Below are 22681 nucleotides of genomic sequence, written 5' to 3' on the forward strand. Positions count from 1 at the left end.
GCCCTTGACGATTTGTACGGCCATATTAAAAATGGGCGCACAACGTGTCAAGCACTCCAGGGAGCCGAGATGACCGATCACGCCGCAGGCGCCACGCTGTTCGTGGGCCTGGGCCGGATGGGCGGACCGATGGCCCGCCGCTACGCAGCCACCCGACCGACGTACCTGTACGACGCCGACCCGGACGCCGCGCCCCGACTCGCCGGCTCGCTGCCCGCCACCGCGCTGGCCACCCTGCTACCGCCGCCACCGGAGGTGGACGTGGTCGTGCTGATGCTGCCGACCAGCGCGATCGTCGAGTCGGTCCTGCTCGGCGAGGGCGAGGGCGGGCTGCTGGACGCGCTGCCGGCGGGAGCGCTGGTGCTGGACATGGGCTCCTCGGTCCCGGCCAGCACGCGCCGGCTGGCGACGGTGGCCGCCGGCCGCGGGATCGACCTCGTGGACGCCCCGGTCTCCGGCGGGGTGAGCCGCGCCGAGACCGGCGAGCTCTCGATCATGGTCGGCGGGCGACGCGAGGCGGTCGAGCGGGCCCGACCGCACCTGGAGCCGCTGGGCACCAGCATCGTCACCGTCGGCCCCGCCGGCGCCGGGCACGCGGCGAAGGCGCTGAACAACCTGCTCTCCGCGACCAACCTGGCGGCCGCGGCGGAGGTCCTCTGCGTCGCCCAGCGGGCCGGGATCGAGCCAGAGGTGATGCTGCAGGTGCTCAACTCCTCCACCGGCCGCAGCCAGGCGACCGCCGTAAAGTACCCCCAGCACGTCCTGACCGGCACGTTCGGCTCCGGCTTCGAGCTGGACCTGATGGTCAAGGACCTCGCGATCGCCTCCGGCATCGCCGAGGAGGTGCAGGCGCAGGCCCCCGTCACCCGGGCCGCCGTGGCCAGCGCGAACGAGGCCCGCCGGCACCTCGACCGGGCCGGCCGCGACCACACCGAGATCGTGAAGTACTACGAGCACCTCAACCAGGCGCTGCTCCGGGCCACCGCGACCGCGGACGGCCCGACCCCCACCGAGAGGACCGCACCATGAGCACCACCGACCCGCAGGAGTACATCGACGACATGGCGCGCAAGCGCGGCTACGTCCTCGACTACCACAAGGTGATGGCCCGGCAGGACTTCGACGTCCTGCAGGCCACCAACGGGCTGGTGAACGCGGCCTACCTCGACCAGCGCACCCTGGACCGCCGCACCAAGGAGCTGATCTTCATCGTCAGCCTGACCGTGATGCGGGCGTCCAAGGGCCACATCCAGAGCCACATCCGGGTCGCGCTGGACCTCGGCGTCTCGCCGCAGGAGATCCTCGAGGCGATCGAGATCTCCCTGCCGGAGGCCGGCATCGTGGCGTTCCAGACCGGCTTCGACGCATGGCGCGAGGTGGTCGGTGCCGAGGGCCTCGAGCCGACGGTCGCGGTGCACGAGGGCGGCAGCGGCGGCCAGGGCTGAGCCGGCGGTTCCGCTCCGGTCCGAACCGGCCCCGTGGTTGACTTAACGTACGGCCCTTCCGGATGTGGCCGGACCGCTGGAGGTGAAGCAGTCATGGAGAGCGCACCGGGGCTGGTCATGCGGCCGTCCTACCCGGGCGAGTCGCGCTACCGGTTGCTCGCCAGATCGCTGCGCGAGGACATCCTCGAGGACCGCTTCGCCGAGGACGACCCGCTGCCCACCGAGGCGGCGCTGGCCCAGGAGCTCTCGCTGAGCCGGCAGACGGTACGACGTGCCTTCCTCGAGCTGGTCTCGGAGGGGCTCGTGTTCCGGGTCCCGGGCCGCGGCACCTTCATCACGCCCAAGGGGTCGCGCTACCGCCGTCGCTTCAGCTCGGTCGACGACCTGATGAACCTCACGCTGGACACGGAGCTGGAGGTCCTGGACCCGCTCACCGGGACCTTCGACCAGGCCATCGCCGAGCGGCTCCAGCTCAGCGGCCGCTCGATGTACTCCGTGCTGTTCCGCCGCCTGCACCGCGGCGAGGTCTTCTGCACCACGCGGGTCTTCCTGCCCCCGGCCATGGGGTCGACGCTGGAGCAGCTCCCGTTCCTGGTCGAGCCGGGGCACCGCAGCGGCATCACCATCATCGGGCTGCTGGAGTCGCAGGGGGTCACGATCGCCGAGGCCGAGCAGATGACCACGGCGGTCGCGGCGACCGAGGAGCAGGCGGGGTGGCTCGGCTGCGCGGTGGGCGCGCCGCTGCTGCGCATCGAGCGGCTCTACATCGACGCCACCGACCAGCCCGTGGAGCTCGCGATCAGCGACTACCTGCCCGAGCACTTCTCGCACCGGCTGCGCCTCGGCCGGGCGACTGCCGCCGAGCACTGAGCGGGCTCACCCGTCGGCGCGCAGCACCATCTGGGTCTGCGTGACGATCGCCGCCGCGCGGCCCCGGTCGTCGGAGACGGTGGTCTGCCACACCGAGGTGCTCCTCCCCCGGTGCAGCGGCACGCACACCGCGCGCGCCGTCTCGCCGACCTTGATCGAGCGCAGGAAGTTGGTCTTGCTCTCGAGCGTGGTGGTCCTCGCGTCGGGCGGGAGGTTGAGGCTTGCCGCCGTACCCCCGAGGTTGTCGGCGAAGGCCATCACCGCACCGCCGTGCAGCACCCCGTTGCGGTTGGCCATCTCCTCGCTGACCACCAGCTCGGCGACCACCTCCTCGGCGCTGTAGCTGACCAGCCGGATCCCCAGGAACCGGGAGAACGCCGGCTGCGCCTCGGCCACCTCACGCAGCCGCTCCTCCGATGTCGTCATGCTTTTTCGCCTCCCTGGTCGGCTGTGCTCGGCGCAGCAGCACCGCAAGCACCAGCGCCACCGCGAGGAGGGTAGCGATGAACACCACGAGGCCCGGCCACCCGGCCCGCTCGTAGGCGACGCCGCCGCTGGCCCCGCCGATGCTGCTGCCGGCGTAGTAGCTGAACAGGTAGAGCGCAGAGGCCTGCCCGGGGGCCGTGACGGCGCGAGCGTTCAGCCAACCGCTGGCCGAGGAGTGCGCGCCGAAGAACCCCACGGTGTAGAGCACCAGGCAGACCAGGATCGCCGGCAGGAAGTCCGCCAGCGAGCCGACGGCTGCCAGCAGCGCCAGCACGATGCTGCCCCACAGGACGGTGAGCCGGCCGAAGCGGTCACCGAGCACGCCCGCGACCGTGGAGCTGACGGTGCCCGCGAGGTAGACCAGGAACACCAGCCCCACCAGGGCCTGCGGTACGTCGAACGGCTCCGCGAGCAGCCGGTAGCCGAGGTAGTTGTAGACGGTGACGAAGGCCGACATCAGCAGGAAGCTGACCGCGCAGACCGCGCGGACGCCTGGGTCGCGCAGGTGCGCAGCGAGCTGGGCTCCGAGCTGTCGCACCGGCACCCGGGCCGGCGCGGCGCCACGAGCGGGCGGGATCAGCAGCCGGAAGCCGACCAGGCAGGCCAGGGAGAGCACGCCGACCCCGGCCATCGCCCACCGCCAGCCGGCCAGGTCGCCGAGCACCGAGGCGACCATCCGCCCGGACAGGCCGCCGATGGTGTTGCCGGCGATCAGCACCCCCATGGCCTGCCCGAGCGAGCGCCGGTCGACCTCTGCGGCGACGTGCCCCATCGCCAGGGCCGGGACCCCGGCCATCGCCACGCCCTGCAGGGCCCGGATCCCCAGCAGCACCTCGAAGGAGGGCGCCAGCGGGGCCAGCAGGCCGAGCAGGGCGCTCAGCGTGAGCGAGACCGTCATGACCCGCACCCGGCCCCAGGACTCCGCGATCACGCTCACCGGGATGATCGCCAGCGCCAGCATGCCGGTGGCCGCGGACAGGGTCAGGCTGGACTCCGACGGGGAGACGTCGAAGGTCGCGGTGAACGAGGGCAGCAGTCCCTGCACCGCGTAGAGCAGGATGAACGTGCCCGCGCCGGCGCACCACAGCGCCAGGTTCAGCCGGCGGAACTCGGTGGTGCCCGCGCGATGGCCGCTCCACCGGACGGCGGTCGTCTCTGCCACCCTCCGACGCTAGGTCCCGCCGGGCTATGCGTCCAATGCATGAACGGCTCTAGACTCACCCGGTGATGCATGAATCGTCGGGGTCTCCGGCCGTGGCGCCGGACCTGCGGGGGCTGGCCGAGTTCGTGGCCGTCGCCCGGCTCGAGCACGTCACGCACGCCGCGGAGAGCCTCGGCATCCCCCAGTCCACGTTGAGCCGGCGACTGGCCCGGCTCGAGCAGGCGGTCGGCGTCCCGCTGCTGCACCGCCGGGGCCGTGGCGTGCGGCTCACGCCGACCGGGGAGGTGCTGGCCGCGGCCGCGGACCGGGCGCTCGGCGAGGTCGCCCGGGTCCTCGAGCAGCTCACCCGGGATCAGGACCCGCAGGCGGGCCTGGTCACGCTCGGGTTCCTGCACACGCTCGGTCCCGAGACGGTCCCCCGGGCGCTCGAACGGTTCGGCCGCAGCCACCCCCGGGTCCGGTTCCGCCTGGTGCAGGAGGGCCACGACACCGTGGTGGCGAAGCTCCGCGCCGGCGAGGTCGACGTCTGCCTGACCGCACCTCCCCCGGGCGGCGAGGACGTCGAGACCGTGCCGCTGGAGGTGCAGCGGCTCTGCCTGGCGGTTCCGCGCGAGCACCCGCTGGCCGGCAGGCGACGGGTGCGGATGCCGTCACTGGCCGGCGAGGCGTTCATCGGGTTCAAGCCCGGCTACGGGATGCGGCAGATCACCGACGACTGGTGCCGGCGGGCCGGCTTCACGCCCGCCCTCGCCTTCGAGGGTGACGACATGGCGACGGTCCGGGGCCTGGTCGCCGCCGGCCTCGGGGTGGCGTTGCTGCCGTCGTCCGCGGCCCAGGTGCCGGCCGGCCTGGTGGAGGTGGACGTGGTCGCCCCCAGCGCCACCCGCACGCTGGCGATGGCCTGGCTGCGCGAGCCGGCCCTGTCCGCGCCGGCGGCAGCCTTCCGGGACTTCCTGAGGGCCGAGGGCCCGTCGCTGATGGCTGCGTCGACGCACAGTGATGCTTGACACACTTTGAGTTGTCCTTTTGAATATGGCCGTACCTATTCGTCACCAGCACCGCTTGTGACGGTTTCGCATAGTCCGGTCGGGGGCCAGGACGGACCGGCGAGACCAGGTGCCTGCCTCCCGTCACCGGGACCGGTTCATGTCGATGCACGACATCAGGAAGGGAATCAACACATGCGGATGAACCCTAGAGCTCGGGCCGTGATGGGCACCGCGACTCTGCTCTCCCTCGCCCTCGGCGCCAGCGCGTGCGGCGGCGCACGAAGCAGCAGCAGCGAGGCCAGCGACAGCTACACGATCAAGTTCTCCCACGTCGTGACCCCCCAGACCCCCAAGGGGCAGGCGGCGGAGAAGTTCGCCGAGCTGATCGACGAGGGCTGCGGCGACCAGATGAAGGTGGAGGTCTACCCGAACTCCGAGCTGTACGGCGACGAGGACGAGCTGCAGGCCCTCCAGTCCGGCGCCGTGCAGATGCTCGCGCCGTCCAGCGCGAAGTTCACCACCATCGCCCCGCAGCTGCAGGTCCTCGACCTGCCGTTCCTGTTCGACTCGGTGGACGACATCCCCAACGTGGTCTCGCCGGACTCGGCGGTCGGCAAGGCGATCTACGAGAACCAGGCGCTCGCCGACAAGGGCATCAAGGTGCTCGGCCTCTGGGACAACGGCCTCAAGCAGCTGTCCTCCAACGACGAGATGCAGAAGCCCGCCGACCTCAAGGGTCTCCGCTTCCGGATCCAGCCCTCCGACGTGCTGCGCAGCCAGTTCGACGCCTGGGGTGCCCAGACCACGCCGATGGCCTTCGCCGAGGTCTACAACGCCCTCCAGCAGGGCGTGATCGACGGCCAGGAGAACCCGTACTCCAACATCGAGTCGCAGAACATGCACACGGTGCAGAAGCACATCACCGAGTCCAACCACGGCTACATCGGCTACGTGCACGCGATCAACAAGAAGTTCTTCGAGTCGCTGCCCGACGACCTCCAGACGTGCGTGACCGACGCCGCCGACGAGGCCGCCGCCTACAACCGCGAGATCGCCTCCGACCTGAACCAGAAGGCCAAGCAGACGATCGTCGACGCCGGCACCACCAAGATCACCGAGCTGACGCCCGAGCAGCGCCAGGCCTTCAAGGACGAGGTCGTCCCCTCGGTGTGGAACCAGTACGCCGACGTGATCGGCCAGGACCTGATCGACGAGCTCGTCTCCCAGCAGTAGCACCGGCAGGAACCACGCGGGGGCGGCTCGTCAGAGCCGCCCCCACGACCACGGAGGTCCGATGAATCGACTCGACTCCATCCTGAGCAAGGTGGAGAACGTGCTGGCGGCCGGCTCGCTGGCAGCGGCGGCCCTGCTCGCCATCGTCGCCGTGCTCATGAGGACGTTCTTCAACGAGATCATCTTCTGGTCCGAGGAAGCGATCATCTACCTGGTGATCTTCTCGACGTTCTTCGGCGCGGTCATCACCATGCGCCACAACGAGCACGTCAACGTGGACGTGGTCGCGGTGTTCCTCAAGGAGCGCGGCAAGCGCGTCATGACGATCATCGCCACGCTCATCACGCTCGTCTACATGGGCGCGATCGGCTGGTTCGCCTGGCTGCTGATCTTCGAGCCGCGCTCGAGCGCCACGCTCACCCCGGCCCTGGAGCTGCCGCTGTGGGTGGTCACGCTGCCGCTGCCGATCGGGCTGACGTTGATGTTCGTGCGCTCCCTGGAGGTGCTGGTGCGGCTGTTCCGCGGTCAGGACCCCTACCCGCACGCCGCCGACACCCTCCTCGAGGCCGAGGGCGGCACCGCGCTCGAGATCGCCGACCTCCCCGCTGAGGGACACGAGAAGGGACCCCTCCGATGAGCGACGCCGCGATCGCGCTGATCGTGATCCTCTTCGCCCTGCTGTTCTCCTCCGCTCCGATCGCGGTCGCGCTCGGGCTGACCACGTTCATCTACTTCTTCTACTTCACGACGATCCCGCTCACCCAGATCCCCGAGACGCTGTTCAACGCCCTCAACACCTTCCCGCTGATGGCGATCCCGTTCTTCGTGCTCGCGGCCACCATCATGAGCCGCGGCGGCATCAGCGAGCGGCTGACCAACGCCGGCATCGCCGTCGTGGGCGGCTTCCGCGGCGGCTTGGCGATGACCGCGGTGATGTCGTGCGTCTTCTTCGCCGCGATCTCCGGGTCCAGCCCGGCCACCGTGGTGGCGGTCGGCACCCTGCTGATCCCGGCGATGATCCGCAACGGCTACGGTCGGGACTTCTCCACCGGGCTCATCGCCACCTCGGGCTCGCTGGGCATCCTGATCCCGCCCTCCATCCCGCTGATCGTCTACGGCATCGCCACCGAGCAGTCGATCGGCGACCTGTTCATCGCCGGCATCGTGCCCGGCCTCGTCGCCGGCGCCATGCTCATGGTCATGGTGGTCGTGATCTCGCGGCGCCGGGAGTACGGCACCGGCGAGTTCGCCGTGCACATGACCAGCAAGGAGAAGGTCCGCGCCTTCCGGGACGCCGGCCTCAGCCTGCTGCTGCCGCTGCTGGTCCTCGGCGGCATCTACGGCGGCATCTTCACCCCGACCGAGGCGGCCGCGATGGCGGTCTTCTACGCGCTGCTGATCTCGCTGCTGGTCTACCGCGAGATCTCGGTGAAGGACCTGGGGACGATCCTGCTGGCCTCGGCGAGGACCTCGTCGATGGTCATGTTCATCATCGCCAACGGCATCCTGTTCTCGTTCGTGCTGACCTCCGAGCGGATCCCCAACGAGATCACCCAGGCGCTGGTCGGTCTCGACCTCCAGCCCTGGAGCTTCCTGCTGCTCGTCACGATCGTCCTGCTGATCGCGGGCTGCTTCATGGAGACCTCGAGCGCGATCCTGATCATCGCCCCGATCCTGCTGCCGATCGCGCTGGAGCTGGGCATCAACCCGATCCACCTCGGCATCATCATGGTGATGAACCTCGAGATCGGCATGATCACGCCGCCACTGGGGCTGAACCTCTTCGTGGCCAGCGGGCTGTCCGGGATGAGCGTGCTGCGGGTCGCCAAGGCGGCGCTGCCCAGCGCCGCGGTGCTGCTGGTCGCGCTGCTGCTGGTCACCTACATCCCGTGGCTCAGCCAGGTGCTGATCGACTGACACGCCCTGGTCACAGCACGTGTCACGGCCGACGGCGGCCGACCCACAGGTACTCCACCTCGGGTCGGCCGCCGCCGCCGTACCGGGACCACAACTGTGCGCGATTCCGGCGGCGGCGAGCGGCTGTTGCCGGACCGGCATCACGCCTGTGCCCGATTTCGGCGGCTGCGGACTGCTCCCGCCGTACCGGGACCACGGCTGTGCGCGATTCCGGCGGCTGCGGTTGCGGTCAGCGGGTCGGGTCGGGCCCGACCTGGACCAGCAGCTTGCCGAAGTTCGCGCCGCGGAGCATGCCGCGGAACGCCTCCGGCGCCTTCTCCAGGCCGTCCACCACGTCCTCGCGGTAGCGCACCGAGCCGTCACCGACCCACTGCGACATGTCGCGCAGGAAGTCCCGGCCGTGCGAGCGGGTGAACTCGTCCTGGATGAAGCCGCGGATCGTCAGGCTGCGCGAGAGGATCTGGCCCATGAAGCCGGGCAGCCGGTCCGGACCCTCGGGCGCCGAGGTCGCGTTGTAGTTGGCGACCAGCCCGCACACGGGCACCCGGGCGTAGGTGTTCAGCCGGCGGAACACCGCGTCCGCGACCGGTCCGCCCACGTTCTCGAAGTAGACGTCGATCCCGTCGGGCGTCGCCGCGGCGAGCTCCTCGACGAAATCCGGGGAGCGGTGGTCCAGGCCCACGTCGAAGCCGAACTCCTCGGTCAGCGCCCGCCGCTTCTCGGGGCCGCCGGCGATCCCGACGGCACGGGCGCCCTTGACCTTCGCGATCTGCCCGACGGCCGACCCGACGGGACCGGTGGCCGCCGCGACCACGACGGTCTCCCCCGCCTGGGGGCGGCCGATCTCGAGCAGGCCGGCGTACGCCGTGAACCCGGGCATGCCGAGCACCCCGAGCGCGGTGGAGACCGGGGCGGCCGACGGGTCGAGGCGGCGTACGGCGCCCGCGTCCGCGACCGCGTGGCTCTGCCAGCCGGAGAACGACAGGACCAGGTCGCCGACGGCCACGTCGGAGGAGCGTGACTCGACCACCTCGCTGACGGTGCCGCCGAGCATCACGTCGCCGATCTCGAGCGGGGCGGCGTAGGACCTGGCCGCGCTCATCCGACCGCGCATGTAGGGGTCGAGGGAGAGGTAGACGGTGCGCAGCAGCACCTGCCCGTCCTCCAGGGCCGGGAGCTCGACGGTCACGGTCTCGAAGCAGGTGTCGTCGGGCTCACCGACGGGTCGGGCGGCCAGGCGGATCTGGGTGGTCGTAGTCATGACACCAGCCTGCCCGAACCGGGGCCGCTTCCAACGTGAGCCTGCCCTCAGCCGGGTCCGGCCACCGAGCGCTCGGCCGGGTCGCCGGCCGCTGCGGTCGCCTCCCACTCGAACGCGACGTCGTCGCGCCGGCGTCGCTCCAGGTGCCCCAGCTGAGCCCGCAGCGGCTCGGCGCGGTCCTCGTCGACGACGTCGAGGAGGTCGCGCAGCATCCGCTCGAGGCGCCGGTGCACGCGCACCGAGTCGGCGCCCCAGTGCCGGACCTCGTCGCAGCACAGGCCCACGTACTCGGCCCAACCCGGCACCGGCACCCGCAGCCGCACCACGCCGTCCACGACGGTGTCACCGACGGCGAGCTCCCGGCGGGCGATCCGGCGCAGCAGCGAGTGCAGCCGGTCCACGCACTGGACCGCGGTCGTCGGGTCGTTCACGCCCGGGGAGAGGGCCCGCTCGGCGATGTCGACGATCTGGCGGAACCCGTACGACGGATCGCGGGAGGTCTCGCGCTCCCGGGCCAGGCCGACGTGCGCCTGGAGGTCGCTGACCGAGCACTCCTCCTCGGCGGTCCGGACCCCCAGCAGCGGCTGTCCCTGGACCATCCACGTGCCCGGGTGCACCAGCAGCTCCACGGTCGCGTCGTGCCGGCCCGCCCAGGCGACCAGCGCGGCCCGGTCGAACCAGGCCAGCACCCCGTCGCCGTCGGAACGCACCAGCCGGCGGCTCCCCGGCGCCACCCGCCCCGGCCCGGCCCCGTCGGGGTCGTCCGCGTCGGGGTCGGCCTCGTCGGCGTACCAGCCGTCCAGGGCCCGCTGGGTCTCCTTGTGGATCCGGTCGATGATCGTCACCACCCGCAGCGACTGCGCCATGTGGTGGATGAAGCCGACCAGCGTGCCGATGCTGGCCAGCCCGAGCAGCAGCGCCAGTCCCACCCCGAGGCCGGGCACGAACCCGTCGTCGCCGCCGCGGACCTCGCGCAGCACCAGCAGCGCGAAGACGAACGTGCCGACGAAGACCGCGAGCGCGGCCTGGGTCCACCGGTCCCGCAGCAGCGAGCTGAGCACCCGCGGGCTGAACTGGCTGGAGGCGAGCTGCAGCGCGACCACGGTGATCGAGAAGGTGAGCGCCGCGAAGGTCAGCACCGAGGACGCCACCGTGCTGAGGATGGCGCGGGCCGAGTCCGGGCCGCCGCCGTAGAGCAGCCCGAAGTCGCCGCCGAAGGCCCGGTCCAGCCGCACCACGACGAGCGCGGCCGCACCGGCCAGCACCGCTCCGACCGCCGGCAGCACCCAGAAGACGGTGGTGAGCCGGCTGAGCAGCATCCGAGGGTTCATCGGGCCACCGTAGTGGGCGGCTACTCCGACGGCTCGAGCTCCGCGCGTCGCAGCGGCACCAGCGCGGTCAGCCCGAGCAGCGCCAGGCCGGCGAGGAGCAGCAGCGCGCCGGGCATCCCCAGCGGGTGCGCGAGGCCGCCGACGACCGCGGAGCCGATGCCGCCGCCGACGAGGAACATCAGCGTGGCCAGCCCGAGGGCGACCCCGCGTACGTCGTCGTGCACGGCGTCGCCGACCACGGCCATCAGGGCCGGCTGCCCGAGGCCGAACGCGAAGGTGACCGCGACGACGGCCAGCACCAGCAGCACCGCGGAACCGATCTCGGCGCCGCCGGCCGCGAGCACCATCGCCGCGGCGACGGTGAGGCCGGCGACGCCCAGCGCCGAGGTGCCGCCGATCCGGTCGAGCACGGGCGCGGCGATCCGCGGGGCGGCCAGCCCGGTCACCGCGCTCGGCAGCAGCGCCAGCCCCACCTGCCACGGCTCCCAGCCCTGACCCACCAGCACGGCGGGGACGGCGATGAGCAGCGCGAACCACGAGCCCGGCACGGCCGCGGCCGCGATCGAGCTGCGGACCACCACGGTGTTGGACAGCACCGACATCGGCAGGAACCCGTGCGGGCGACGACGTACCCACCACGCCACCGCGGGCACCCCCATCGCCAGCAGCAGCGCCCCCGCGACCGCTACGCCGACGCCTGTGGAGGGCGACTGCACCAGCATGATCAGGCCGGCCGAGGTGCCCGCGACGAGCACCGCGCCCCACAGGTCCAGCCGGGCGCCGGAGCCGTCGGTGGGCAGCGAGCGCCACAGCAGCGGCACCAGCAGCACCCCGAGCACCGGCAGCGCGATCACGGCGCGCCAGCCGAGCAGCCCCTCGACGGTGCCGCCGGCCAGCGGCCCCACGCAGCTCAGCGCGGAGGCCACGCCGGCGACCCGGCCGAGCGCCGCGGACCGGTCCGAGCCGGTGTAGCGGCTGCTGATCACCGCGACGCCGAGGGTGGGTACGGCGGCGGCGCCGGCGCCCTGGAGCACCCGGGCGGCGAGCAGCACCCCGAACGACGGCGCCAGCGCGCCCGCGATCGCGCCGACCGTCATCAGCCCGACCCCGAAGAGCAGCGGGGTGCGGATCCCGACCAGGTCGGAGACCCGGCCGTAGACGGCGGTGGCGACGGCCAGCATCAGCGCGTACAGGCTCACCGCCCAGGCGCTCACCCCGGTGCTGACGCCGAGGCCGTCGGCGATGACCGGCAGGGCGATCGCGGCGGAGGAGCTGCCGAGCCCGGCGAGCCCGAAGAGCAGGCCGACCAGGACGGAGACGCGGCGGGAGTCGGTGGTAGACATCCCGGGCGCAACACCATCAGCCCGGCGAGTCATTCCCGGTCCGCGTGGCCGATCGCGCCCGAGGCGCCGACTCAGCCCGGATGCGGTCCGCCCGGGAGTGCGGTCAGCCGGAGCGCGCCGGCTCAGGCCGGGGCACGGTCGGGCGGGAAGCCGCCGGTCGCGATGGGACCCCACGACTCGACGGTGATCCGGATCAGCGACTTGCCCTGCCGGCGCATCGCCTCGCGGTACTCCTCCCAGTCCGAGTGCTCGCCGGCGATGCACCGGAAGTACTCCACCAGGCCGTCCTCAGCCTCCTGCGAGGGCATGTCGAGCACCTCGGCGGTGCCGTCGACCTGCACGTAGGGCCCGTCCCAGTCGTCGGAGTGCACCAGCACCGAGACCAGCGGGTTGCGCCGCAGGTTCACGGCCTTCGCGCGGTCGGGGTACGTCGACACGACGATCCGGCCCTCGGCGTCCACGCCGCCCGACACCGGGGACATCTGCGGCCGGCCGTTGCGCCGGGTCGTGACGAGGGTCAGCTTGTGCCGGGTCCGGGCGAAGTCGAGCAGCGCGTCCCGGTCGACGCGGTCGGTGGTCGCGATGTTGGCCATGCCCGCAGCCTACGACCCGGTGCCCGCGCGCCCCGCCCGCCGCCCGAGGCTCGGCCGGGCTGGGGCCCGCGCGCCGCTCGGTCGCCGGTCGGCCCGTGGCTGAGCAGCCGGCCGGGGCGGGGCCGGCCTCGCGCCGCGGCACCGCCGGCGTCCGCGACAATGGGCGCCATGACCGACCCCGCCTCCGCGCAGCTCGGCGTCACGCCGACCCCGGCGCCCGCCGCCCGGCTCACCGACGAGCTGCTCTGGGACGAGTCGGCGCGTCCGCAGGTGGAACCGCTCCCGGGCACGACGTACGACGAGCGCGGGCGCGCCGAGGGCCGGCACCTGATCGACGTGCACGACCACCTGCGCGGCGAGATCGAGCAGCTGCGCGAGCTGGTCGGCCAGGTGGCGGCCGGACAGCTCGGCGCCGGAGCGGCCCGGTCGGCGATCAGCACGATGACGCTGCGGCAGAACAGCTGGACGCTCGGCACCTACTGCGCGACGTACTGCCGGGTGGTCACGACCCACCACACCATCGAGGACGTCTCGATGTTCCCGCACCTGCGCCGCTCCGACGCCCGGCTGGCCCCGGTGATCGACCGGCTGGAGGAGGAGCACCACGTGATCGCCGAGGTGCTCGAGCGCGTGGACGCCGCCCTGGTGGCGATGGTCGGGCACCCGGAGCAGGACGTGGCGCCGGTGCGGCACGCGGTGGACCTGCTGACCGACGTGCTGCTGTCCCACCTCGCCTACGAGGAGCAGCAGCTCGTCGAGCCGCTCGCCCGGCTCGGCTTCGGCTGAGCGCCGCCCGGGCCTGTCCGGTCCGGTCGGGACCGACATTGGTCCGCCGCTCCACGCCGAGCCGGACCGGGCCCAGCCGCGCCACGCCGAGCTGGGTCAGGCCGAGCCAGGCCGACATCGGCCCGCCGCGCCAGCGTCCCGACATGCACTTGCGTGACCTGCGGCGGTCGTTCAGGCGGAGCGCCGCTGCGCCGCGGGGCCGAGTGCATGTCCGAGCGGTTGCCCGGACAGCCGCGCCACCAGCGCGGCCAGCACGGACCGCACGTAGTCGGGGCGGAACATCACGTGCTCCCACGCGAACCGGATCACCAACCACCCGTCAACGACGAACGCGTTGTACCGCTCGCAGTCGAGCTTGAGCGCCCGCCGCCGGCCATGGAACTCGAAGGAGTCCGCCTCGACCACGATGCCGAGCTGCTGGTCGACCAGGTCGGGCCGGCCGATGTCGCCCAGCCACACCTGAGGCTCCACGTGCAGGCCCGGCACCGAGAGAGCGATCGCGCGCAGCACCGACTCGAACGCGTTCTCGGCCCGAACGTCGGCGGCCTCGGCCACCCGCACGCACCGGCTGCGGAACCGGACCGGCTCCAGGTGCGCCCGGCACACCAGCTCCTCCTGGATCACCGACCCCGACCGCAGCGCGTCGTCGGCGACGACCAACGCCTCGTCGAAGGGCATCCACGCTGCGCATCGGAGGACCGTCTCCATGGGCCGGGTCGCGAGGCCGTTCACGTCGTCCGGGTCCAGGTCCCGGAACCGTACGCGGACACCTGCGGTCCGGTCGGCGGTGAGATGGCGGTTGCGCGGCACCGCGATGCACGGGCTCCGGGGCGGGTGCTTGAGCTGCCAGCCGAGGTACTGCGCCGCACTGTCCTCGACCAGCACCCCGCTCAGCCGGTTGGCGGCCCGCAGCGCCTCGTCCACGCCCGGCAACGAGTAGCGGCCACGCGCGTCGCGGACGACCAGTCCGCGGGCCACCGCCAGCTGGAGCCGGGCACGCGAGGTCACCCGCAGCAGGCGCTCGGTCGTCGCCACGCCGCCCAGCCGCTCCAGTGCCCGGTCCGATCTCATGCCGGCGAGCCTGCCGCCAGGCGACGTCCGGCGCGAACGGCCGTCCACAGCGCCGCCCGGGTCGCCGTCGTCCTCCCCAGCCCCGGCCGGCCGGCTTGTCGTCCCCGCGTCCGGTCGGCTAAGCGCCACCGCGCCCCGCGGCGCCGGTGGCCGGCCGCGCGGGGCCGGCCCTCGCCCGGACATGCACTCGCGCACCTGGATCGACCGGCCCAGGCGTGACCCCGGCTGGCCGCGCGGTCGAGTGCATGTCCCACCGCAGGTGGCTGAGGCGCGGTGCGGCTGAGCGCCGCCCCGGCCGGAGCGCGTCCGTCCACGCACGGCGGGCGCGGCGCGGAAAGGCCGCGCGACGCGACTAGGGTCAGGTGGTGGTCGTCTCGCTCGTGGTGCTCATCGTCTTCGTAGGAGCGCTCACCCGGGCGACGTTCGGCTTCGGCGAGGCCCTCGTCGCGATGCCGCTGCTCGCCCTGCTGCCGATCGGCCTGCCGACCGCGGCGTCGCTGATCGCGATCGTGAGCCTGACGCTGGCGGTGATCGGGATCGTCGGCGGCTCGGGCCAGGTCGACCGGAAGGTGCTGCTGCGGCTGTGCCTCGGCGCGGTGCTCGGCGTGCCGCTCGGCGTCGCGCTGGTCCTGCTGGTGCCCGAGCGTGCCGTGGCCGCGGCGCTCGGCTGCTTCCTGGTCGGCTACGGCTGGTACGCCGCCACCTCGCACCGACCGGCCGGCACCGCCCCGCTCGAGGTCGCCTGGCCGGTCGGGGTGGTCGCCGGCGGGCTCGGGAGCGCCTACGGCTTCCACGGGATCCCGGTCGTCGTCTACGGCACCCGGCGGGGCTGGTCACCGGCGATGTTCCGCGAGACCCTGCACGTGTTCTTCCTGGTCGCCGGCGTGCTGGTGGTGTCCGGCCAGGCGATCGGCGGGCTGTGGAGCGACGAGCTGCCGCTGCTGGTGGCGGTGTCGCTGCCGGTGGTCGGGCTCGCCGCGCTGCTCGGCCGGGCGCTGCACGCGCGGATCCCGGTCGACCGCTTCCAGCGCTCGGTGCACCTGCTGGTGCTGGTGCTCGGGGTGGTGCTGCTGACCCGCGCCGTCCTGTCCTGACCCCACGCCGCTGCAGCGCCAGCACCGGAGCGGGTCACGGGGCCGAAGCAGGTGGCCAACCGGAGCAGGCAGCGGGCCGCAGTCGGGCCGGCCGGGGCGGGCAGAGCAGCCGGCGGGTCAGTCCGCGCCGGCCACTTCGGCGGCGAACGCCGCCGCCACCCGGGTCATCTCCTCGACGAGGCCGTTCTGGGCGGCGCCGGCGAACCGCTCCGCCGGCCCGGACAGCGAGATCGCCGCCACGACGTCGGCCGCGCCGCCCACCGGCACCGCGACGCAGCGCACCCCGCGCTCCTGCTCCCCCTCGTCGACGGCCCAGCCGCGCTCGCGGGTCTGGTCGACCTCGGCGAGCAGCTCGGCCGGGTCGGTGATGGTGGTCTCGGTCAGCCGCGGCAGCGGGAGCCGGCGTACGACGGAGGCGGCGCGCTCCGGGGAGAGCCCGGCCAGCAGCACCTTGCCGGAGGCGGTGCTGTGCGGGGACACGTGCCGGCCGACCTCGGCGAACATCCGCAGGGTGTGCGGGGAGGACACCTGGGCGACGTAGACCACGTCGTCGCCCTCCAGGATGGAGAGGTTGGCGGTCTCCCCGGTGTCCTCGACCAGACGGGTCAGGAACGGCCGGGCGGTGTGCGCCAGGGTCTGGTGGGCGGCGTCGCCGAGCCGGAGCGTGGCGGCGCCGAGGGAGTACTTGCGGGCCGCGTCGTGCCGCACGTAGCCGCGGCTCCGCAGGCTCCGCAGCAGCCGGTGCGCGGTGCCCTGCGGCAACCCGGTCATCGCGGCCACCTCGCCGACGCCGACCGGGCCGCTGGACCGCGCCAGCGCCTCGAGGATGTCCAGGGCCCGGTCGACCGACTGGACCCCGCCCGCGGGACGGGCGCCTCCGGGACGGCCCACCGCTGCCGAGATCGCCGGCCGGGCAGCAGAAGGGCCGGCCGCGGGACCGGGCAGGGGACCGTCCATCGACTCGTCCCCTGCCTGCGCCCTCACGACCGGCCTACCTCTGTCCGTGCCTCAGGGAATCATCCAGCCGAGAACCGCGGTCGACTGCAGCCACACGATGACGCACATGAACAGCAGCAGCAGGATGCTCCAGCCGAACACCTTGCGGAACAGGTCGCCCTCGCGCCCGGCCATGCCCACGGCAGCAGCCGCGATGGCGAGGTTCTGCGGGCTGACCATCTTGCCCATGACACCGCCGGAGGAGTTGGCCGCGGCCATCAGCACCGGGTCCAGCCCGGTACGGGCGGCGGTCTGCACCTGCAGCGCACCGAAGAGCGCGTTGGCGGAGGTGTCGGATCCGGTGACCGCCACGCCGAGCCAGCCGAGCATCGGCGAGAGCAGCACGAACAGTCCGCCGGCCCCGGCGAGCCAGGCACCGAGGGTGGTGGTCTGACCCGAGGAGTTCATGACGTAGGCCAGCGCGAGCACGGCCATCACCGTGAGGATGGCCCACTTCAGCTCGATGTAGGTGTCGACGTACGCCTTCAGCGCCCGGGCGGGCGAGACCTTCAGCACGATCGCGGTCAGGATGCCGGCGAAGATCATCAGGGTGCCGGCGGCCGGCAGCCAGTTGAAGTTGTAGGTCATCGACGACAGCGGGTCGCCCGCGACGTTGCGCAGGTCCAGGCCCGGCCACTGGAACGGGATCGTCCAGGGCTTCTCGGCGAGAGCCTCCTTGACCGCGGTGATGTTCGTGATCGAGAAGATCGCGATGATGATGAGGTACGGCGCGTACGCCTTCCAGACCTCGCCCCGGTCGGTCACCGACGGGCGGGCCGCTCCGGACGGGCCGGCCATCCGTCCACCGGGACCGGTCTCGGTCGCGACGTGGCCACGGTCCGCGTTGCCGGTGGCGGTGTTCGCGGTGACCCGGTCACCGGAGGTGCCGGAGTCGCCGACACCCGAAGGCGTCTCGGCGTGGGTGAAGGTCTCGGAGGGCTGCCAGACGCGCAGCAGGCCGACGACAGCAGCGGCGGCCACGAGCGAGGCCACGATGTCGGTCAGCGGCACCGAGATGTAGTTGGAGGCGACGAACTGGGAGATGCCGAACGCGAGGCCGGCGACGATGGCGGGCAGCCAGGTCTGCTTCACGCCGCGCTTGCCGTCGACGACGAAGACGAGCACCAGCGGCACCAGGATCGCCAGGATCGGGGTCTGCCGACCGACCATGGCGCCGAGGTGGTCCACGTCCAGACGCGGGTCGTCGCTGACACCGGAGGTGACGGTGGCCAGCGTGATGATCGGGGTGGCCAGCGCACCGAAGGCGACCGGGGCGGTGTTCGCGATCAGTGCGACCGCGGCGGCCTTGATCGGCTCGAAGCCGAGCGCCATCAGCATGACCACGGTGATCGCCACCGGTGTGCCGAACCCGGCGAGCGCCTCGAGCAGCGCACCGAAGCAGAACGCGATGATGATGGCCTGGATCCGGTGGTCCGCGCTGACGCTCTCGAAGGAGTGCCGCAGCACCTCGAAGTGGCCGCTGGCCACGGTGAGGTTGTAGACCCAGATCGCGTTGATGACGATCCACAGGATCGGGAAGAACCCGAAGGCGGCACCTTCGGAGCCCGCGAGCAGCGCCTGGCCGACCGGCATCTCGAAGAACGCGACGGCCACGACGATGGCCACCACGAGGGAGGTCACGCCGGCGACCCACGCCTTGGTCTTGAGCCCGCCGAGCATGACGAACAGCGTGATGAGTGGCAGCGCGGCGCAGAGGGCGCTGAGTCCGAGCGATCCGGCTACCGGATCGAGTGTCTGCTGGAACATGACCTGACTACCCCTGGGTGGTGTGCTGGTTGGATGGAACCGGATTTGGTGCGGTGACGGCCCGACCGGTCAGGGTGGTGGCGGGAAGGCCGCGCAGTGAGGCGTCGAGCACCTCGATCGTGTGGGCCATCCCCATGGGGTGACCGCTGCGCTGGATGGCAGTGGTGACCTGCATGAGGCAGCCGGGGTTCGCCGTGACGAGCAGCTCGGCGCCGGTGGCGACGATGTTCGCCGCCTTGCGGTCGCCGAGCTCGCGGGCGGGCTCGGGGTTGAGGATGTTGTAGATGCCGGCCGAGCCGCAGCACAGCTCCGCCTCGGCGATCTCGCGCAGCTCCAGGCCGGGGATGCCGCGGAGCAGGTCGCGCGGCTGGCTGCGCACGCCCTGGGCATGCCCGAGGTGGCAGGCGTCGTGGTAGGCGACGGTGACCTCCAGCGGGTGCCGGGTGGCCACCGGGCCGAGCTCGACCAGGATCTCCGAGACGTCGCGCACCTTCTCGGCGAACTCGCGGGCGCGGTCGGCGTACGCCGGGTCGTCGGCCAGCAGGTCGGCGTACTCCTTCATCGTCGACCCGCAGCCGGCGGCGTTGACGACGATCCGCTCGACGCCGGCGTCGGCGAAGGAGTCGACGAGCGCGCGGGCGTACTTCTGCGCCTCGACCTCGCGGCCGTTGTGCACCGACAGCGCGCCGCAGCAGCCCTGGCTCCGCGGGATCACCACCTCGCAGCCCTCGTGCTGCAGCACCCGGACGGTGGCGGCGTTGACGCCGGGGAAGAACTCGCGCTGGACGCAGCCGGTGAGCATCCCGACGACCATCCGCCGCTGCCCCGCCGGCAGCGCCCGGTCCGGCAGCTTCTCGGCCTTGCCGAGCCGCGGCGCCAGGCCCTCCATGGCCGCCAGCTGCGGCGCCATCCGCTCCAGCAGGCCGGTACGGCGCACCAGCCGGTCGAGGCCGGAGCGCTGGTAGCCGCGCAGCGGTCCGCGCAGCAGCCGGAGCCGCTTCGGGTGCGGGAACAGCGAGAAGATCAGGCCGCGCAGCGCCTTGTCGGCGGCGGTGCGGTCGTGGCGCCGCTCGACCTGCGCGCGGGTGGACTCGATGAGCTTGTCGTACTGCACGCCCGACGGGCAGGCGGTCACGCAGGCCATGCAGCCCAGGCAGCGGTCCCAGTGCTGGACCATCGAGTCCGACATCGGCTCGCCCTCGAGGCCCTCCTTCATCAGGTAGATCCGGCCGCGCGGGGAGTCCATCTCCTCGCCCCACAGCACGTAGGTCGGGCAGGTCGGCAGGCAGAACCCGCAGTGCACGCAGTCACCGACCAGCGCCGCGTCCGGCGGGTTGTGCTCGTCGAAGGCTCCGCCGGGGACCGGCATGCCGAGGTCCACGATCGGCGCGTCGGGCACCGCGTCCCCGTCGCTCACGCGGTGCATCCCGGCCCCGGCGTCACCGGGTCCCTGGTGCTGGCTGTCTCGGGTCTGGGTCATGCTCAGATGCCTCCCACGAAGCGTCCGGGTGCGAGCCGGTGGTCGGGGTCGAACTGGTCCTTGACGCGGCGCATCAGGTCGAGCGCCGGCAGCGGCCCCCACGGGTCGACGGCGGCCTTCACCGCGGCCGGCGCGTCGAGCACCACCAGGCTGCCGCCGTGGCGCAGGCAGGCGGCGCGCAGCAGGTCGACGGTGGCTGCGGCGGCCTGCGGCTCGGTGCCGGCCGGCAGGGCGCCGTACACGACGCCGACCCCGGCGGAGCCGCGCAGGTGCACCGGCAGGCCGGCGCTGCGGGCGGTGCGGAGCACGTCCTCGAGGCCGGACAGCGCGAAGGCGAGCTTCAGCGCGGTGGCCCGCTCGTCGCCCCGCGCGTCGGTGCTCCACGGCAGCCGGCCCCAGGTGTCGGGTACGTCGTCGGAGGCGGTGGCCGCGTCGCCGAGCAGCGCCAGCGTCGCCGCCGTCCGCCCGGCCACCCCGGCCTCGATGCCGTCGAGCAGCACCGTCAGCGTGGCTCCCTCGCCGTGCGGGGGTACGTCGACCTCGACCCCACCGGCGACCACCTGGGAGTGGATCACCGACTGGGCGAGCCGGTGGGCCTGCTCGGGGCTGTCGACGCCGACGCTCACGAACCGTCGGGCGGCCGGGAGCGGGTGCAGCCGGAACAGCGCCTCGGTGACGACCATCAGGGTGCCGAACGAGCCGTGCACGAGCTTGCCGAGGTCGTAGCCGGCGACGTTCTTGACCACCCGGCCGCCGGCTTTGGCGACCACGCCGTCGGCGCGGACCGCGGTGACCCCGATCAGCAGGTCGCGCATCGTGCCGGTGGCCATCCGGCCGGGGCCGCTGGTCGCGGTGGCGAGCGCGCCGCCGACGCTGGCGCCGGGGACGAGCTCGTCGAGGGCGAGCCGCTGCCGGGCGCCGGCGACGGCGTCTTGCACGTCGCGGAGCGGGGTGCCGGCCTGCGCCTCGACGATCAGGTCGCCGGAGGCGTGGTCGAGCACCTGGTTCATCGCGCTGAGGTCGAGCACCAGGTCGACGCGCCGCGGCGGCCGTCCCCAGGTCATCTTGGTGCCGCGGCCGCGCGGGACCACGACGAGGTCGTGCGCCTGCGCTGCGCGCAGCACCTCGGCGACCTCGGCGGTCGAGCCGGGCCGGGCCACCAGCGCGGGGGCGACCCCGTCGACGGCGTCCTCGGGGAGCGCCTCGCGCACCTCCTGGCAGGCCGACTCCAGCGCGGTCGCCGCGGTGCCGTCAAGGCCACCGCGCGCTGGATGGCTCTCGGGGGTCCCCGGTCCGCTCATCAGAACACCTCCGCCAGTCCGGACTCCTGCAACGGGTGCGCGCCCTTGCGCCTGCCGGGCCGTTCGCCGCACAGCCGCGGGGTCGGGAAGACCTTGCCCGGGTTGGAGATGTTCTGCGGGTCGAACGCGCAGCGCACCAGCTGCATGGTGTCGAGGTCGTCGTCGTTGAACATCCGCGGCATGTACGCCGCCTTGTCGATGCCGACGCCGTGCTCCCCGGTGATCGAGCCGCCGTGGTTGATGCACAGGTCGAGGATCGCGCCGCTGACCTTCTCGGCGGCCGCGCCGGCACCCTCGACGGCGTCATCGAAGAGCACCAGCGGGTGCAGGTTGCCGTCCCCGGCGTGGAAGACGTTGGCCACCCGGACCCCGGAGGACTCCGAGAGTTCGGCGATCGCCCGCAGCACCTCGGGCAGCGCCGTACGCGGGATGACGCCGTCCTGGACGATGTAGTCCGGGCTGATCCGGCCGACCGCGGCGAACGCGGACTTGCGGCCCTTCCAGATCAGCGCGCGCTCGGCCGGGTCGGTGGCGACCCGGAGCTCGAAGGCGTGGTTCTCCCGGCAGAGCCGCTCGACCTCGCCGAACTCGTGCTCGACCTCGACCGCCGCGCCGTCGAGCTCGATGACCAGCACCGCGCCGGCACCGGCGGGATAGTTGCAGTGCACGGCCGCCTCGGCCGCCTCGATCGCGAGGGCGTCCATCATCTCGATCGCGGCCGGCACGATCCCGGCCGAGATGATCGCCGAGGTGGCGGCGCCGGCGTGGTCGGTGGACTCGAAGCCGGCCAGCAGCGTGCGGACCTCCTCCGGCACTCGCACCAGTCGCACCGTGGCGGCGGTGACGATGCCGAGCGTGCCCTCGGAGCCGACGACCGCGCCGAGCAGGTCGTAGCCCGGCGCGTCCGGGGCCATCCCGCCGAGCTCGACGACGTCGCCGTCGGGGGTGACCAGCTCGGCGCCGAGCACGTGGTTGGTGGTGAAGCCGTACTTCAGGCAGTGCGCGCCGCCGGAGTTCTCCGCCAGGTTGCCGCCGATGGAGCAGATCTGCTGGCTGGAGGGGTCCGGCGCGTAGTAGTAGCCGTACGGCGTCGCCGCGCGTGTCACATCGAGGTTGATCACGCCCGGCTCGACGACCGCCCGCTGGTCCTCACGGCGTACCTCCCGGATCGCCCGCATCCGCGAGGTGACGATCAGGATGCCGTCGGCCCGCGGCAGCGCGCCGCCGGAGAGGCCGGTCCCCGAGCCGCGGGCCACGAACGGCAGCTCGTGCTCCGCGCACGCCCGGACCACCGCCGCGAGCTGCTCGGTGGTCTCCGGGATCACGACGAGCGCCGGCGTCACCTTGTAGTGCGCCAGTCCGTCGCACTCGTAGGTGCGCAGCCGCTGGTGGTCGGTGATGATCCCCTCCTCGGGGATCACCTCCCGGGCGCGCCGGGTGACCGCGTCGAGAGCGTCCTGGCGGGCGCCGGCCTCCCCGGTGGCCGCGGTGGCCTCCGGGGGGACCGGGTCCGTCGTGGGACCTGCGGAGCTGGTGGTGCCGTGCGTGCCGCTCAT

Annotated in this window: 21 protein-coding genes; 9 read left to right on the plus strand and 12 right to left on the minus strand. The window is 72.8% G+C overall.

The features are described from left to right. Nucleotides 1-69: 69 nt before the first annotated feature. From H9L09_RS05810 to H9L09_RS05820, 3 genes are all read left to right on the plus strand, one after another. Nucleotides 70-1029 (plus strand): NAD(P)-dependent oxidoreductase, encoded by a 960-nt coding sequence (locus H9L09_RS05810; RefSeq protein ID WP_187579747.1) that lies wholly within the window; start codon nucleotides 70-72, stop codon nucleotides 1027-1029. Further along, the gene (locus tag H9L09_RS05815) at nucleotides 1026-1445 is read left to right on the plus strand and encodes a carboxymuconolactone decarboxylase family protein (RefSeq protein WP_187579748.1); all 420 of its coding nucleotides are present in this window, start codon (nucleotides 1026-1028) and stop codon (nucleotides 1443-1445) included. Before H9L09_RS05810 ends, H9L09_RS05815 begins: the two co-directional genes overlap by 4 nt. Nucleotides 1446-1538: 93 nt before the next feature. Next, nucleotides 1539-2315, plus strand: coding sequence for a GntR family transcriptional regulator (locus tag H9L09_RS05820; protein WP_223164221.1), 777 nt, complete (start codon nucleotides 1539-1541; stop codon nucleotides 2313-2315). A 6-nt stretch (nucleotides 2316-2321) separates the two neighbouring features. On the opposite strand, the gene H9L09_RS05825 is transcribed toward H9L09_RS05820, so the two are convergent. Next, complete coding sequence (locus H9L09_RS05825; RefSeq protein WP_187579749.1) at nucleotides 2322-2741, minus strand: PaaI family thioesterase; 420 nt, start codon at nucleotides 2739-2741, stop codon at nucleotides 2322-2324. Continuing rightward, entirely contained in the window at nucleotides 2713-3963 is a 1251-nt protein-coding gene (locus H9L09_RS05830; protein ID WP_187579750.1) for an MFS transporter, read from the minus strand. The genes H9L09_RS05825 and H9L09_RS05830 overlap by 29 nt, the downstream gene beginning before the upstream one ends. Nucleotides 3964-4028: 65 nt before the next feature. Here H9L09_RS05830 and H9L09_RS05835 point away from each other — a divergent pair, with 65 nt between their 5' ends. The 4 genes from H9L09_RS05835 (at nucleotide 4029) to H9L09_RS05850 (ending at nucleotide 8102) form a co-directional block, all read left to right on the plus strand. Then, nucleotides 4029-4970 carry a LysR family transcriptional regulator gene (locus tag H9L09_RS05835; protein ID WP_187579751.1) on the plus strand — a complete coding sequence of 314 codons (942 nt, stop codon included), beginning with the start codon at nucleotides 4029-4031 and terminating at the stop codon, nucleotides 4968-4970. A 204-nt stretch (nucleotides 4971-5174) separates the two neighbouring features. Then, a complete protein-coding gene (locus H9L09_RS05840) occupies nucleotides 5175-6185 on the plus strand; it encodes a DctP family TRAP transporter solute-binding subunit (RefSeq protein ID WP_187579752.1) in 1011 nt (336 codons plus the stop codon). 61 nt (nucleotides 6186-6246) lie between these two features. Continuing rightward, on the plus strand, nucleotides 6247-6822 hold the full coding sequence (locus H9L09_RS05845; RefSeq protein WP_187579753.1) for a TRAP transporter small permease: 576 nt from the start codon (nucleotides 6247-6249) through the stop codon (nucleotides 6820-6822). Further along, entirely contained in the window at nucleotides 6819-8102 is a 1284-nt protein-coding gene (locus H9L09_RS05850) for a TRAP transporter large permease (protein ID WP_187579754.1), read from the plus strand. The genes H9L09_RS05845 and H9L09_RS05850 overlap by 4 nt, the downstream gene beginning before the upstream one ends. Nucleotides 8103-8331: 229 nt before the next feature. Here H9L09_RS05850 and H9L09_RS05855 read toward each other — a convergent pair whose 3' ends face one another. The 4 genes from H9L09_RS05855 to H9L09_RS05870 form a co-directional block, all read right to left on the minus strand. Further along, the gene (locus H9L09_RS05855) at nucleotides 8332-9363 is read right to left on the minus strand and encodes an NADP-dependent oxidoreductase (RefSeq protein WP_187579755.1); all 1032 of its coding nucleotides are present in this window, start codon (nucleotides 9361-9363) and stop codon (nucleotides 8332-8334) included. A 47-nt stretch (nucleotides 9364-9410) separates the two neighbouring features. Further along, nucleotides 9411-10694 (minus strand): DUF2254 domain-containing protein, encoded by a 1284-nt coding sequence (locus H9L09_RS05860; RefSeq protein ID WP_187579756.1) that lies wholly within the window; start codon nucleotides 10692-10694, stop codon nucleotides 9411-9413. 20 nt (nucleotides 10695-10714) lie between these two features. Further along, entirely contained in the window at nucleotides 10715-12037 is a 1323-nt protein-coding gene (locus H9L09_RS05865) for an MFS transporter (RefSeq protein ID WP_187579757.1), read from the minus strand. 122 nt (nucleotides 12038-12159) lie between these two features. Then, a complete protein-coding gene (locus H9L09_RS05870) occupies nucleotides 12160-12630 on the minus strand; it encodes a PPOX class F420-dependent oxidoreductase (RefSeq protein WP_187579758.1) in 471 nt (156 codons plus the stop codon). A gap of 168 nt (nucleotides 12631-12798) precedes the next feature. Between H9L09_RS05870 and H9L09_RS05875 the strand changes: the two genes are divergently transcribed. After that, the gene (locus H9L09_RS05875; protein WP_246456313.1) at nucleotides 12799-13416 is read left to right on the plus strand and encodes a hemerythrin domain-containing protein; all 618 of its coding nucleotides are present in this window, start codon (nucleotides 12799-12801) and stop codon (nucleotides 13414-13416) included. Nucleotides 13417-13587: 171 nt separating this feature from the next. Here the strand turns inward: H9L09_RS05875 and H9L09_RS05880 are convergent, their stop codons facing one another. Continuing rightward, a complete protein-coding gene (locus H9L09_RS05880; protein ID WP_187579760.1) occupies nucleotides 13588-14487 on the minus strand; it encodes a hypothetical protein in 900 nt (299 codons plus the stop codon). A gap of 365 nt (nucleotides 14488-14852) precedes the next feature. Here H9L09_RS05880 and H9L09_RS05885 point away from each other — a divergent pair, with 365 nt between their 5' ends. Then, on the plus strand, nucleotides 14853-15581 hold the full coding sequence (locus H9L09_RS05885; protein ID WP_187579761.1) for a sulfite exporter TauE/SafE family protein: 729 nt from the start codon (nucleotides 14853-14855) through the stop codon (nucleotides 15579-15581). A gap of 117 nt (nucleotides 15582-15698) precedes the next feature. Here the strand turns inward: H9L09_RS05885 and H9L09_RS05890 are convergent, their stop codons facing one another. The 5 genes from H9L09_RS05890 to H9L09_RS05910 are packed head-to-tail and all read right to left on the minus strand — an operon-like array spanning nucleotide 15699 to nucleotide 22681. Further along, a complete protein-coding gene (locus H9L09_RS05890) occupies nucleotides 15699-16538 on the minus strand; it encodes an IclR family transcriptional regulator (protein WP_187579762.1) in 840 nt (279 codons plus the stop codon). 51 nt (nucleotides 16539-16589) lie between these two features. Then, entirely contained in the window at nucleotides 16590-18344 is a 1755-nt protein-coding gene (locus H9L09_RS05895) for an L-lactate permease (RefSeq protein WP_187579763.1), read from the minus strand. A 7-nt stretch (nucleotides 18345-18351) separates the two neighbouring features. Then, a complete protein-coding gene (gene glcF / locus H9L09_RS05900) occupies nucleotides 18352-19824 on the minus strand; it encodes a glycolate oxidase subunit GlcF (RefSeq protein ID WP_246456314.1) in 1473 nt (490 codons plus the stop codon). A gap of 2 nt (nucleotides 19825-19826) precedes the next feature. Further along, entirely contained in the window at nucleotides 19827-21125 is a 1299-nt protein-coding gene (locus H9L09_RS05905) for an FAD-binding oxidoreductase (RefSeq protein WP_187579764.1), read from the minus strand. Then, on the minus strand, nucleotides 21125-22681 hold the full coding sequence (locus tag H9L09_RS05910) for an FAD-binding oxidoreductase (RefSeq protein WP_187579765.1): 1557 nt from the start codon (nucleotides 22679-22681) through the stop codon (nucleotides 21125-21127). The genes H9L09_RS05905 and H9L09_RS05910 overlap by 1 nt, the downstream gene beginning before the upstream one ends.

Source organism: Nocardioides mesophilus (genome assembly GCF_014395785.1).
GTDB lineage: Bacteria > Actinomycetota > Actinomycetes > Propionibacteriales > Nocardioidaceae > Nocardioides_B > Nocardioides_B mesophilus.

Coding starts and splice junctions, on each gene's coding strand:
- H9L09_RS05810 (WP_187579747.1), top strand. CDS start 70: ATGACCGATCACGCCGCAGGCGCCACGCTGTTCGTGGGCCTGGGCCGG.
- H9L09_RS05815 (WP_187579748.1), top strand. CDS start 1,026: ATGAGCACCACCGACCCGCAGGAGTACATCGACGACATGGCGCGCAAG.
- H9L09_RS05820 (WP_223164221.1), top strand. CDS start 1,539: ATGGAGAGCGCACCGGGGCTGGTCATGCGGCCGTCCTACCCGGGCGAG.
- H9L09_RS05825 (WP_187579749.1), bottom strand. CDS start 2,741: ATGACGACATCGGAGGAGCGGCTGCGTGAGGTGGCCGAGGCGCAGCCG.
- H9L09_RS05835 (WP_187579751.1), top strand. CDS start 4,029: ATGCATGAATCGTCGGGGTCTCCGGCCGTGGCGCCGGACCTGCGGGGG.
- H9L09_RS05840 (WP_187579752.1), top strand. CDS start 5,175: ATGGGCACCGCGACTCTGCTCTCCCTCGCCCTCGGCGCCAGCGCGTGC.
- H9L09_RS05845 (WP_187579753.1), top strand. CDS start 6,247: ATGAATCGACTCGACTCCATCCTGAGCAAGGTGGAGAACGTGCTGGCG.
- H9L09_RS05850 (WP_187579754.1), top strand. CDS start 6,819: ATGAGCGACGCCGCGATCGCGCTGATCGTGATCCTCTTCGCCCTGCTG.
- H9L09_RS05855 (WP_187579755.1), bottom strand. CDS start 9,363: ATGACTACGACCACCCAGATCCGCCTGGCCGCCCGACCCGTCGGTGAG.
- H9L09_RS05860 (WP_187579756.1), bottom strand. CDS start 10,694: ATGAACCCTCGGATGCTGCTCAGCCGGCTCACCACCGTCTTCTGGGTG.
- H9L09_RS05865 (WP_187579757.1), bottom strand. CDS start 12,037: ATGTCTACCACCGACTCCCGCCGCGTCTCCGTCCTGGTCGGCCTGCTC.
- H9L09_RS05870 (WP_187579758.1), bottom strand. CDS start 12,630: ATGGCCAACATCGCGACCACCGACCGCGTCGACCGGGACGCGCTGCTC.
- H9L09_RS05875 (WP_246456313.1), top strand. CDS start 12,799: ATGACCGACCCCGCCTCCGCGCAGCTCGGCGTCACGCCGACCCCGGCG.
- H9L09_RS05880 (WP_187579760.1), bottom strand. CDS start 14,487: ATGAGATCGGACCGGGCACTGGAGCGGCTGGGCGGCGTGGCGACGACC.
- H9L09_RS05890 (WP_187579762.1), bottom strand. CDS start 16,538: ATGGACGGTCCCCTGCCCGGTCCCGCGGCCGGCCCTTCTGCTGCCCGG.
- H9L09_RS05895 (WP_187579763.1), bottom strand. CDS start 18,344: ATGTTCCAGCAGACACTCGATCCGGTAGCCGGATCGCTCGGACTCAGC.
- glcF (WP_246456314.1), bottom strand. CDS start 19,824: ATGACCCAGACCCGAGACAGCCAGCACCAGGGACCCGGTGACGCCGGG.
- H9L09_RS05905 (WP_187579764.1), bottom strand. CDS start 21,125: ATGAGCGGACCGGGGACCCCCGAGAGCCATCCAGCGCGCGGTGGCCTT.
- H9L09_RS05910 (WP_187579765.1), bottom strand. CDS start 22,681: ATGAGCGGCACGCACGGCACCACCAGCTCCGCAGGTCCCACGACGGAC.